At 43.1% G+C, this 13,032-nt stretch carries 10 protein-coding genes and 1 pseudogene; 8 read left to right on the forward strand and 3 right to left on the reverse strand.

What is annotated here, in order from left to right; genetic code table 11:
- Positions 1–55 precede the first annotated feature (55 nt).
- The 8 genes and pseudogenes from AC0L46_RS13350 (at position 56) to AC0L46_RS13385 (ending at position 8,082) form a co-directional block, all read left to right on the forward strand.
- Positions 56–952, forward strand: a complete 897-nt coding sequence (locus tag AC0L46_RS13350; RefSeq protein ID WP_473504242.1) for a DMT family transporter — start codon at positions 56–58, stop codon at positions 950–952.
- A gap of 240 nt (positions 953–1,192) precedes the next feature.
- Positions 1,193–2,229, forward strand: a pseudogene (rluF, locus tag AC0L46_RS13355) (23S rRNA pseudouridine(2604) synthase RluF).
- 138 nt (positions 2,230–2,367) lie between these two features.
- On the forward strand, positions 2,368–2,508 hold the full coding sequence (locus AC0L46_RS13360) for a hypothetical protein (protein WP_473504244.1): 141 nt from the start codon (positions 2,368–2,370) through the stop codon (positions 2,506–2,508).
- Positions 2,509–2,582: 74 nt separating this feature from the next.
- Positions 2,583–3,584, forward strand: coding sequence for a hypothetical protein (locus tag AC0L46_RS13365; protein WP_473504246.1), 1,002 nt, complete (start codon positions 2,583–2,585; stop codon positions 3,582–3,584).
- A gap of 34 nt (positions 3,585–3,618) precedes the next feature.
- On the forward strand, positions 3,619–4,482 hold the full coding sequence (locus tag AC0L46_RS13370) for an LEA/WHy family protein (protein ID WP_473504248.1): 864 nt from the start codon (positions 3,619–3,621) through the stop codon (positions 4,480–4,482).
- A gap of 69 nt (positions 4,483–4,551) precedes the next feature.
- Positions 4,552–5,826 carry a PqiA/YebS family transporter subunit gene (locus AC0L46_RS13375; protein ID WP_473504250.1) on the forward strand — a complete coding sequence of 425 codons (1,275 nt, stop codon included), beginning with the start codon at positions 4,552–4,554 and terminating at the stop codon, positions 5,824–5,826.
- Positions 5,823–7,469, forward strand: coding sequence for an intermembrane transport protein PqiB (pqiB, locus tag AC0L46_RS13380; protein ID WP_473504252.1), 1,647 nt, complete (start codon positions 5,823–5,825; stop codon positions 7,467–7,469). Before AC0L46_RS13375 ends, pqiB begins: the two co-directional genes overlap by 4 nt.
- A gap of 16 nt (positions 7,470–7,485) precedes the next feature.
- Positions 7,486–8,082, forward strand: coding sequence for a PqiC family protein (locus tag AC0L46_RS13385; RefSeq protein ID WP_473504254.1), 597 nt, complete (start codon positions 7,486–7,488; stop codon positions 8,080–8,082).
- Between the two features lie 126 nt (positions 8,083–8,208).
- On the opposite strand, the gene AC0L46_RS13390 is transcribed toward AC0L46_RS13385, so the two are convergent.
- From AC0L46_RS13390 to AC0L46_RS13400, 3 genes are all read right to left on the reverse strand, one after another.
- Positions 8,209–9,447, reverse strand: a complete 1,239-nt coding sequence (locus tag AC0L46_RS13390; protein WP_473504256.1) for a saccharopine dehydrogenase family protein — start codon at positions 9,445–9,447, stop codon at positions 8,209–8,211.
- 33 nt (positions 9,448–9,480) lie between these two features.
- Entirely contained in the window at positions 9,481–10,578 is a 1,098-nt protein-coding gene (nspC, locus tag AC0L46_RS13395; protein WP_414681071.1) for a carboxynorspermidine decarboxylase, read from the reverse strand.
- Between the two features lie 237 nt (positions 10,579–10,815).
- Positions 10,816–12,708 (reverse strand): methyl-accepting chemotaxis protein, encoded by a 1,893-nt coding sequence (locus AC0L46_RS13400; protein ID WP_473504259.1) that lies wholly within the window; start codon positions 12,706–12,708, stop codon positions 10,816–10,818.
- Between the last annotated feature and the right edge of the window lie 324 nt (positions 12,709–13,032).

Here is a 13,032-nt window from a genome sequence, read left to right on the forward strand (position 1 = left end):
GAGTTCTTTGTTAGATAGATTCTTTATCAATTATAAAAATAAGTAAGGATACATTTTGAATCAAAATTTTGCGTTTAAAGCAGAACTGCTTCTTATATTGGTGACTATTTTTGCGGCACTTGGTTGGGTGTTTTCAAAAGAGTCCCTCGCCGGAATGCCGCCTTTATTTTTCATCGCTATGCGCTTTTTAATTGGGGGCGGTGCTTTATTGCTTATCGGGAAAAAGTATTTCCACGGTGTGCAATGGCGTGAAGTATTTCCTGTTATCTTAATTGGCGCGGTTATGGCGATGGCCATGCTATTTTGGATTATGGGTCTCAAACAAAGCTCGAATCTGGGTGTTGGGGCTTTTATAGCCTGCCTTGGTGTTGTCTTCGTTCCCTTTATTGGTCGGTTACTGTTTGGTGATCGCCCAACATTAAGTATTTGGTTATCGCTACCTATTGCTGTTTTTGGGCTCGCTTTTTTAGCACTCAGCGATGGCTTAGAGCTGGAAATTTCTCACCTGTATTTTTTAGGAACGGCGATTTGTGTCGCTTTTCAGCTTAACCTGTTATCTCGCTTTCTGATTAGTATGCACGCTTTGGTGTTAACGAGTATTCAGCTGACAACAACGGGTGTTTTGCTGTTAATCGTGTCTTTATTTGTGGAAGGTACACCGTCGGGTATTAGTATCAATATTATGGGTTGGCTTTTATGCAGCGCATTAATTTCCACCAGTTTGAGATACTTATTACAAATGTATGCCATGAGTTTAGCGCCCGTGAGTCATGGTGCGGTGATTCTGAATTTAGAGCCGGTTTGGGCGGCGATTTTTGCCATGCTTTGGTTCAATGAAATAATGACGATAGGGCAGACGATTGGCTGCTTTTTGGTCTTTATTGCTATGTTAACTAGCCGTTGGCCTCAGGTTAGATCGATATTTATCCGTTCTAAACGTAAAGCCTTATAAGCATTTATGGCTTTGCTCATGAATGTCATTCCATGCCAAAGAACAGCCAAGTGAATGTCTGTGTTCCTTGGCTTTTCAAATGTAGACACGTCCTATTATTGAACTCATCAATAAAGAACAGAAATATTCGTGGATTAGTTTTCTTCTCTTCTAAAATGTCGTCATGGTTTCCTATATAATACGGCCATTCTCGTTTTTGGCTTTTTAAACGATTTTCTAACAGATAAAAGACGACACTCTATGTTTAACGCTTCCTCCACCCGTTTAAATAAATACATCAGTGAAAGCGGTATTTGCTCTCGCCGAGATGCCGATCGCTTTATTGAGCAAGGCAATGTTTTTATCAATGGCAAACGCGCCAAAGTTGGCGACCAAGTCATGGCGGGCGATACGGTAAGAGTAAACGGTCAATTGATTGAGCCACAAGATGCAGATGACTTTGTGTTTATCGCCTTGAATAAACCGGTTGGGATTGTCAGTACCACAGAAAGCTCTGAGCGAAATAACATTGTTGATTTTGTTAGCCACGGCGTGAGGATTTTTCCTATTGGCCGCTTGGATAAAGATTCCCAAGGTTTGATCTTTTTGACCAACAATGGCGACCTTGTAAATAAGGTACTGCGTGCGGGTAACAATCACGAAAAAGAATATTTAGTCACGGTGAATAAACCGATCACAGACGACTTTATCCAAGGTTTAGCTGGCGGCGTTCCTATTCTTGGCACCATGACCAAGAAATGCCCAGTGAAAAAAGTGGCGGCCAACGTCTTTAATATCACCTTGGTACAAGGCTTAAACCGTCAGATTCGTCGTATGTGTGAACATTTTGGCTACGAAGTTATGAAGCTAGAGCGTACACGTATTATGAACGTGAACCTCAAAGGTTTACCCGTTGGCGAATGGCGAGACTTAACTCAAAAAGAGCTAGCGGTTTTATTAAAAGCTGTAGAAGACTCTTCGTCAGAAAGTACAGCGCCAGCAAAAAGTCTCGCAATGCGCCACGTAAAAACAATCCATCCAAAAACAATCCCGCTAAAACGTCTGGCGATGGGAGAAAGCCCAAAGCCTCAAGAGGCAATACCAAGCATCCTAGACCCGATGATCGAAAGCCTTCGGGATCTTCCAAAGGAAAAGACAAACGCCCATTTGGTGATTCAAAAAAGCCAGCGGGAAATGGCAAGTTTCCTAGCGGTGGTAAGCCAAATGGCGGCAAGCCTTCTGGAAGAGGCAAGCCAGCAGGCAAAGGGCAGCGTCCACCAAAGGGCAGAAAAGCTTAGGCTTGAGCTAAATTATGTAAGTTTTATGGGGCTTTTGTTCCGTACTAAGGATATTTGAAGGTATTTAAAAGTCTGGATTTGTATCCCTATTCTTAGGCTTTTATTATTGGTTTTTGAATCTTTATAAGGAGGTTTTTTATGAAAATGATTAAGTTTTTAGCACGACCTGTATTTTTTGTTGTCTTATCTTTTAGTGTAACTGCTTGCGTACTTATGCCGGGTGGACCGCATAGTCATGGTGGAAATCATGGTGACGGTGCGGCTGCAGGCCATAAATAAGTGAAAAAGGAATGCTTCGGTGTTCCTTTTTTATATTGGATTGAACCTGTCTTATTTCAGTTCTAAAGGATGTTATGTACACAGATGAAGATTTAAATCGGGCGATTGAGAAAAAGGTTTTCTCGCCTGAGTCCGTAGAGGCATTTCGTAACATGGTGTCATCATCCAATGGTTCGCCTGCAGTGGATGAAGAGAACTTTCGTTTGGTTGGTGGTTTCAATGATATTTTTATCGTGATTGCCTGCGCTTTATTACTCTTTTCATCTCTTTGGGTGGTGGGCTCCGTAAGTGACGTTTTAGGCTACTTGGTGTTTGCTGGCTTATCTTGGGGATTGGCGGAAGTCTTCATCTTAAAACGTAAAATGGCACTGCCTGCGATTGTGTTGCTGCTGGCGTTTGTCGGCGGCGTATTCGCCTTTTCACAAGCCTTGTTTGGCAGTGTGTTGACGTCAACACCGGTTATTTCAACGGCGTTATCTACTCTTGCGGCGTATTTACATTGGCGACGTTTCAAGGTGCCTGTCACGATTGCTGTGGGAACAGGAGCCGCTTTGGCCTTGTTGGCTTCTGTCGTTGTGAGCATTTTTCCAGCAAGTACAGGCATTTTAATGGCGACAGTTTTCTTCTGCGGTTGCATCGCTTTCGTATGCGCCATGTATTGGGATTCGTCCGATAGAACCCGCACAACCAGAAAATCCGATGTGGCATTTTGGCTGCACCTTTTATCGGCTCCTTTGATTATTCATCCTATCTTTTCAAGTCTTGGCGTATTAGAAGGGAATGACAGCTTCGCGAATATGCTCATGATTGTGTTGCTGTATGTGTTTATGACCTTGGTGTCGATTTCCATTGATCGTCGTGCTTTTATGGTGTCGTCATTGGTGTATGTGATTTATGCATTGTCGAGCTTGATCGAAGGCTATGGTGGTATTGGTTACAGCTTTGCCGTGACGGGCGTGGTAATGGGCGCTTGTTTGTTATTACTGTCTATTTATTGGCAGAAAATGAGAGCGAAACTGGTGCTTGCTCTGCCGGAATTTATTCAAGCTTCTGTGCCAGAAGTTGTCAAAAAATAAACAATTAGAAATGTTTTAAAGTGAAGGATTGAGTATGTCTTTTCAGAAGGGTTTGGGGTTGAGTCGATTATTTTTCATTGCTTTGGTGGTGTTTCTATCGGGCTGTTCCGCGTTACAAAAAACATTGGATGTGAAAAAGCCAGAAGCTTCCGTGACAGGCGTGTCTATTAAAGATTTATCCACTGACGCAGTAACCTTGCTGGTGGATGTAAATGTCGCTAACCCAAACTCGTTCAAACTGAATACCGCTGGGTTTGATCTGGATTTAATGATTAACAAGAGCAAGATAGCAACCATTGCTCAGCCTGATGCAAGCTTGTCTTTACCAGCAAAAGGCAGCAATAACATGACGTTGCCAGTGACTTTAACCTTTGACCAAGTGCTCGCTAGTGTCAGTGGATTGGGTGATAAAGCCGAAGTTGATTATGGCATTGAAGGTAAGGTCGCGATTAACTTACCTGTTCTAGGCGATATTGATATACCTGTCGATTATGCAGGTGTTTTACCTGTGCCTAAGCAACCAGAAGTGGAAGTGAAAAACTTCAATCTGGATTCAATTGGCCTAAGTGGCGCTCAAGTGAGTGTCGATTTGGAGGTCACCAATCCGAATGTGTTTGATCTTAATTTAAACAACTTGAACTATGCGTTGGCGATAGAAGGCAAGCCAATCGGGCAAGGCAATATAAAAGCCATCGACTTACCACAAGGTGAAAAACGCGGACTCACCATTCCTTTGTCTATTGGCATGAGTGACATGGGAATGAGCCTATATCGTTTGATGACCAGTTCTGATCCAATTAATGTGGATGTGAGTATTGGTGCAGATGTTGATACCAGTATCGATGGTTGGAAGTCCACGCCGCTGCAATACCAAACTCAACAAACGTTAAATCGTTAGAGTGAGATTATTTGTCATATTTTTATGTTACCTATAGAAGTGGTTGTTTAGAAAGCATGTTGGGAAGGTATGCGTTATTCGTCATTCTATGAAACAGTGACTGCTTGTGAAGAGTGTGATTTGCTGCACCGCATTCCGCCGTTAAAAGGGGGAGAGCGTTTTAAGTGTGAGCGTTGCCAGCATGTTCTGTTGAATGTACACGAACATGCTTATGGGCGAATTTTAGGCACCGCCGGATCGGCACTTCTTATGTTGGCACTGGCGCTGATTTTCCCTTTTCTGGGCTTTTCCACCAATGGTGCTGAACGCAGTGTTACCTTGTTTAATGTCGTAACCGTATTGATTCAGCAAGATTATTTAATCTTGAGTGCGATTGTTTGTCTGGCGCTGTTTGTCTTTCCTGCCGCGTACTTATTCGCTATTTCCTGTTTAATTTGGTCCTTTATACATAACAATATTAATAGTGCCTTAAAGCGTTACTTTACTCGTTGGGTGATTAGTATTCAGCCATGGCTAATGGTGGATGTATTTCTCGTTGGGGCTTTGGTGGCTCTAGTAAAAATGAACAGCCTTGCCGATATTGAATTGGGCTTATCTTTTTGGGCTTTTTGCGGTTATGTGGTTTTGTTGGTCAAAACCATCAGTTTGGTAGATCGGCGTTGGTTGTGGAATAAAGTCGCAGGGCCGGGGCCAGAGCAGGCTATCAGCGCTGAAAATACCACAGCAGTGGAAGAAGATTTAATAGGCTGTCATTTCTGTGGGGCAACGCAACAAGGTCATGCCAAGCATTGCAGTCGTTGTGGCCATTCGATTCATAGTCGCCGCCCTAATAGTTTGGCAGGCACCATCGCTTTTTTGATTGCCGCTATTATCATGTTTGTTCCGGCGAATGTTTTTCCTATTATGCAGACGACGTTTTTAGGCGGCTCTGAACCATCTACGATTATGGGTGGTGTCTTTTTACTTTGGTCTTTGGGATCTTATCCTGTCGCCTTGGTGATTTTTCTCGCCAGTGTTGTCATACCTCTTGCAAAGATATTTTCACTCAGTTGGTTGTGTTGGCAGTCATACAAGCCGACAGAGCGTGAAACCCAGCAGAAAATTAAGTTATACCGAATGACGGAAGTAGTTGGGCGCTGGTCAATGATAGATATTTTTGTCGTTGCCGTTTTGACTGGCTTAGTACAAATGGGGAACTTGATCTCAATTTTACCCGGCCCTGCCGTATTGTCTTTTGCCGCTGTGGTCATTTTGACCATGTTAGCCGCGATGATGTTTGATCCACGATTATTATGGGACAAAGACAGAGAAGTGAAGTCGTCTTTGTCAGAGGAAGTAGAATGATGGAAGAGCGCAAAAATATCGAAAGCCTGAGACGAGTGCATTTTAACTCTATTTGGCTGGTTCCTATTGTGGCGATTCTGGTTGCCAGTTGGATGCTGTATCAGAATTGGTCGAGCCAAGGCCCGATTATTACCTTGGTCGCGTCAAACGCAGACGGTTTAGAAGCAGGCCAGACAAAGTTGAAAGCCCGAAATGTCGATGTGGGGCGAGTGATTGATATTCGTTTGAGCGATGACTATGACAACGCCATTATTAAAGTCCGAATGAATCAAGGCACTCAAGGCATGTTAAGGGAAGACGCTAAGTTTTGGGTGGTGAAACCGCGCATCGGAAAAGATGGCGTCAGTGGTTTGGGGACTTTATTGTCTGGTGCTTATATTGATATGTCGCCAGGTGAGCAAGGGCGAGAAAGCGAGAGTTTTACTTTATTGAGTCAACCGCCTTTATCGAATAACGAAGAAGGCATTCGTATCTTATTGCACAGTATGGACAGCGCAAAGCTGGACGTTGGAACCTTGGTGCATTTTCGCGGTTATGAAGTGGGTTACGTGGAAGAAATCGGCTTTGATACCAACACCGGAGCCATTACTTACCGTATTGTTGTACAGCCTCCTTACGATGCGTTAGTGAACAGCTCGGTGCAGTTTTGGATAACGCCAGGTTTGTCTTTTAGAAGTTCAGTACAAGGGTTTGAAGTGAAGTTGGATTCCTTGGAAACCTTCTTATCTGGTGGTATTTCGTTTGGTTTAGGCAAAGGGAAAACATCTGGAACACCGGTAGAAGACTTAACAGCTTTCACCTTGTTCGCTTCCAAAACCGATGCGGATAACCATTTTTACGAGCAAGCAGCAGAGTATGTCTTCTTGTTCGACTCTAACGTGAGTGGTTTGGCCGCGGGTGCTGATGTTGAGTTCCGAGGCGTAAGAGTAGGAAGTGTATTAGAAGTGCCGTTTAATGGTTTATCTGTCGATGCGTTAGTGTCTCAAGATCGCCCAGTGATTCCTGTGCTTGCTCGTATTGAGCCACAACGTCTGAACGCTTTTAGTGTGCCGGAAGGGCAGTCAGTAGAACAATGGAAAGCCTTGCTGGAAGAGCGAATCGAAAAAGGTCTTAGAGCAAGATTGGAAATCGGTAACTATTTGAATGCAGCCAAAGTGATTAGCCTTGATTTCATGGATAACCCGCCAGCAGCGGAGCTTCAAGAATTAGAAGGGTATCAGGTCTTTCCAACAGGGCCAGACTCTTTTGCCAATCTTGAAAGTAAGGTGTCTAATTTATTGGATAACCTAGCAGAAGTGCCGCTAAAAGACGCGTTTGAGCAGCTTGGACAAACTATGGGCGAAGCAAACCAAACATTGCGTCAGCTTCAAGAAATGAGTGAAACCGTGACCTTGTTGCTTGAAAAGTCGGAAACTCAGCAATTGCCTGAAGACATTTCTGCGGTGATGGCAGAACTCAATCTGACCTTAGAAACTTACCAAGCCAATGGACAAATCGGCCGACCATTAAGAGAAAATATGGTGTCGTTAGGTCGAGCATTGAATGAGCTTCAACCTTTGTTACGTCAATTGAGAGAGAACCCAAGTACCTTGATCTTTGATAGTCAGACACGATCGGACATTGAGCCGAAAGCAGCGAAATAGAAAAGAGACAAAAATTATGATGATGAAATGGCGACTTTTTTTAACACTAACGCTTGCAGGCTTGGTGACAGCTTGTGCGAGTACAACACCGCCAAGCAACGAATACTTGCTGATAGATGCCGACATTATGAAGGTGGAAACAAGAGCCACAGAAGATATGTTTGTACAGATAATGCCTGTTTCCGTGGCGAATTATTTGGCAGGCAATGAAATCGTATTAGTCACTGAAGAAGGCCAAGTACACAGATCAGCGAATAATTTATGGGCGGAAACCTTGTCGCCGCAATTGACGCGATTGACTCAACAGCGCCTAGAAAAAGCCCTGCCAAATGTGACTTGGTTTGGTGGTCAAAGATTACCAGCGGAGGCTATTGCGCTTTTGAACATAGAAGTGGATGACTTCTATGCTGATCTAAAAGGCATGGTTCATATTTCTGGACGTTGGCAGTTGATGTCGGCATCAGGTGTGCTGTCTGCCTCTGAAACTTTTTATGTGACAGAGAGCCTAACATCGGACGGTTATGCTGCTATGGTGCAGGCTTTATCAGAGAGTTGGTTTAATGATGTGATAGACCCAATGGCGAACAACATTGCGCAGACCTTGAACCAATAGTTTTATCATTGCGCAAAGTAGAATTTGAATAGATAAAGTTAAGCATTGAATAGATAAAAAATAACCCCGTCACTCTAAGAATGACGGGGTTATTTTTTGTTTCAACGTAACGTTAGACGTTCGTTTTTAAAGAGTGAAAGGGCGGTCGCCGTCTTCATCTTTAATGCGAGTTGGTAGCCCCATCTCGTTCAACAAACCTAGGAAAGGTTTTGGATCAAGCTGTTCTACGTTGCGCATTTCTTTTGCATCCCAAGTGCCGTTAGCAACAAGGATAGCCGCTGCAACTGGTGGAACACCCGCAGTGTAAGAAATACCTTGGCTGCCTACTTCGTTGTACGCATCTTTGTGATCCGCTACGTTGTAGATGAATACTTCTTTTTCTTTACCGTCTTTGATGCCTTTCACAACATCACCGATGCAGGTTTTACCTGTGTAATCTGGAGCCAAAGAAGACGGATCAGGAAGAACCGCTTTTACCACTTTAAGAGGCACAACTTCCAAACCTTCAGCGGTTTTTACTGGTTGCTCAGAAAGCAAACCTAGGCTTTTCAATACAGTGAAAACATTGATGTAATGCTCACCAAAGCCCATCCAGAAACGTACGTTTGGCACGTCTAGGTTTTGAGACAAAGAGTGAACTTCGTCGTGGCCTGTCATGTAAGCAGTTTGTTTACCAACGACTGGTAAGTCGTCTGTTCGGCTGATTTCAAACATTTTGTTTTCTTGCCAGGCGCGATTCTGCCAAGAGTAAACACGACCGGTAAATTCACGGAAGTTAATCTCTGGGTCAAAGTTGGTCGCGAAGTATTTGCCGTGGCTGCCTGCGTTGATGTCGATAATATCGATATCGCTAACTGTGTCGAAATAATCATTGTACGCAAGTGCCGCGTACGCGTTTACCACACCTGGATCAAAACCTACGCCAAGAATTGCGGTTACGCCTTTGTCTTTACATAAATCGCGGCGTTTCCATTCGTAGTTTGCGTACCAAGGTGGTGTTTCACAAATTTTTGCTGGGTCTTCGTGGATCGCTGTGTCTAGGTAAGCAGCACCCGTTTCGATACATGCTTCCAATACAGACATATTGATAAAAGCAGAACCCACATTGATCACGATTTCAGATTCAGTTTCTTTGATCAATTTTACAGTGGCTGGGACATCAAGAGCGTCTAGGGCGAATGCTTGAATGCGGCCCTCAACTTTCATGCTGCCTTTGTCGAGGACACTGGATACAATATCGTCGCATTTCGTAACGCTGCGCGAAGCAATTGCGATATTGCCCAGTGTGTCATTGTGTTGGGCGCATTTGTGGGCTACAACACGAGCCACGCCTCCGCCGCCAATAATTAGGACATTCTTTTTCATTAAACTATTCTCCAAGGTTTGAGTCGGACAGAATTAAGATAAATTCTGTTCAAAGTCGCTGTAATCAAATTCTCTAACGAGTTCAATGCTACCGTCCAATTGACGTATGGCAATAGAAGGCATTTTTACGCCGTTAAACCAGTTTTTCTTTACCATGGTGTAACCCGCAGCGTCTTCAAAAGACAAACGGTCACCCACTTTTAATGCTTGCTTAAATTTGAATTCACCGAAAATATCTCCTGCTAAGCAGGACTTTCCGCAAATCATGTATTCGTGTTCGCCATCGCAAGGCGCCATTTTAGCATTTTCACGGTAGATCAATAAGTCCAGCATGTGGGCTTCAATGGAACTGTCTACCACAGCTAAGTTTTTACCGTTAAACAAGGTATCTAAAACAGTCACTTCCAGCGTTGTACTCTTAGTGATCGAGGCTTCGCCTGGTTCCAAATAGACTTGAATGTCGTATTTTTCTGAAAAGGCTTTCAAGCGTTGGCAGAATTGGTCAATTGGGTAACCTTCGCCTGTAAAGTGAATACCGCCACCTAAACTGACCCATTTCACTTTTTGGATAAGATGGCCAAAACGCTCTTCGATCAGAGTAAGCATTTCATCGAAACGGTCGAAGTTATCGTTCTCACAATTGTTGTGGAACATAAAACCAGAAATGTCATTGATCACGGTTTCGATTTTTTCTGGGTCCCATTCGCCAAGACGACTAAATGGACGCGCTGGATCGGCGATTAAAAACTCAGATGTACTCACTTGAGGGTTTACTCGAAGACCGCGTGTTTTGCCTTCACTGGCGTCTTTAAAGCGAGTGAACTGACCAATGGAGTTGAAGATAATTTTATCGGAATGCTCTAACACTTCGGCGATTTCATCATCCGCATAGGCCACGCTGTAGGCATGGGTTTCCCCTTGGAACTTGGTTTTACCCAGCTTCACTTCATACAAAGAAGAAGACGTCGTGCCGTCCATGTATTCCTGCATAAGGTCAAAAACAGACCAAGTTGCAAAACATTTCAAAGCGAGTAGAGACTTCGCGCCAGATTGCTGACGAACATAAGCAATTTTCTCAAGATTCTTGAGAAGTGCGGCTTTGTCGATAAGGTAATAAGGAGTCTTAATCATGGCAATCTGCCCACAAGTTAAAGCGCTGTATTTTAGAGAAAGGAGGGGGCTTTTTCTAGCTAAAATCAAAGTATCGGAAAGAAATTAATCATCCAAAGTCCAAGTAATATGTGCCTTCGTTAAAAGAATTTATCGTGAATGAAATAACTCAATCTTAAGTCTCTTTTATCACTCGTTATTAGACAGTAAAAAGCCCAGCTGGCTTTCACCAACTGGGCTTGTTTTTACTCGGTGACTTTAGATTTTAAAGCCAGCAACGAGTTTATCCAATGTAGAGGATAAGCTGCTCAATGTTTTGCTGTTGCCAGACAAATTGTTTGCGGTTGTCACACTGGTTTCTACCGCGTTTTGAATGCCTGTTACGTTTTTCGCAACATCTTCAATTGCCAACAATTGCTGCTCGGTCGCCAAGGCAACTTGTTGGTTTGTTTTGTTCATAGCGTTAACTTGCAAAGAAATGCTGTTCAGAGACTGTTCTGCAATCTTCATAGAACCAACACCTTCTCCCGCAATTTCTTGACCAGATTGAGACGCGGTTAAGGCCTTGCGAGACTCGGCTTGCAGTTGGTCAATCATCACTTGGATTTCATCTGTTGATTGCGCCGTACGCTTCGCAAGATTACGAACTTCATCAGCAACCACCGCAAACCCACGACCTTGCTCACCTGCTCGCGCAGACTCAATGGCCGCGTTCAATGCAAGCAAGTTTGTTTGCTCTGAGATATTGCGAATGACTTCTAAAATACCGCCTATTTGCTCTGAGTTTTTCGCCAACTCTTCGATGATTTTCGCGGTTTTCTTACTTTCTTCCGCTAAGTTTTCTACTGTGTTTTTCGCAGTAGAAACGACGTTCAAGCCTTCTTTTACTTCACGCTCGACTTCATTTGCTGTATTGGCTGCATCCGCAGCGTTTGCAGAAACTTCTCTTACAGAGGCTTCAACTTCATGGATTGCGGAGGCAACCATAGAAGTACGTTCACTTTGCTGTCTCGCATCGTTCAACATATCGTCAGCTGAATTCAGCATTTGGCCAGAAGCGTCGCTTAATTGGCGGCTAGTCTGGCTAACTTGCTTCACCAAGTTGTGAATGATGCTAACAAACTTGTTAAAGCCGTTACCGATATTTGCCAACTCTACTGGACCTTCATCGTCCAAGCGTTGGTTCAAATCGCCTTCACCTTCACCAATTTCTTTAAGGTTGTTGGCAACCACGCTTAACTGTTTAACTAATCTTGAGCCAATAAGGAAAGCCGCAACAATGGTAATGATGCTTAGCAAAATACCCATTATTAACAGAGAGTGTCCCATTGATGAAACACCACCAAATATGGCTTCATTAGGAATTTCTGCCACCAATATCCAGCCCATAGATGGAATGTACTGACTGGCTAAAACAGAATTTTCTGCCATAACAATATTTAAGCCATCTCGCTTTAATAGCGTGTCGCTGACTTTTTTACCGTACAGGTCTACAACTTTAGTTGTTTCCAACAGCTTTTCATTTCTGTGGATTTTTAATGTGCCGTCTTGGTCAATTAAATAAACAAAGCCGCTGCCATTAAAAGAGAAGTTATTTAGATAATTCGTCATCTTATCTAAATCCATACCAAAACCAGCTAAACCACGGCCGCTCGTATTTTGGTAGTTCACAAATAATCGTACTTCACCGCTGGTTTTGCTGCGGTAAACACTGACATTCTTAGTATCAGAAGACGCCACGAAATCGTAGAACCATGTATCGCGACCGGGTTGCATGACACGCAAAAAGCCATCTTGGTTCCAGTATTTAGCAGTTTCTCTGTCTGCCCAAGAAGCAGCATCAAGCCCTAAGCGATCTTTAATGTTGTTTAACAATTCAACAAGATTTTTCTCGCCAGACTCAGGATAGCCATTTCGTGCCCAATCTAAAATAATTGGGTTGTTTGCCAATATTTCAGCATTCACAGCCAATGTTTCGATTTGGTTCTCAACTTCGTTTTTTACTTGAGTAAGTTGAGCTGGCAGTTCTGTCGTAGTCGTCCGTTCTAACATAACGGATCTAGCTTGATAGAAACTTAACAAACCCATAGAAATGGTTGTTACCAACACCACTATGACAAACGCATAGATAAGACGCAGTTTTAAAGACACTTTATTTGGACCTTTTTGAGATGACTAAATGGCTAATTTAGGGGAAGCTTATATGCTGACCTACTGGTCAGATTGGGCGATTCTAACAGAAAAATAAAATAAATAAACATAAGTGATTTATTAGTTTTAAACATCTGGCAGCGCTTTAAATATAGGGCTATACACAGCACTCTGCAAAAAATATTACGGATATTTTTACTTAATTTTAAAAGAGAAAAACAGAAGAATTTATGTGATTGATATATAAAGAAACTTTAATAAACTAACCAAAAAACTAGGTCACGATAAAGGGTGGAAAAACCGCAATCTGACGCTGAGAACGTA

Source organism: Marinomonas sp. 15G6-16 (assembly GCF_055809555.1).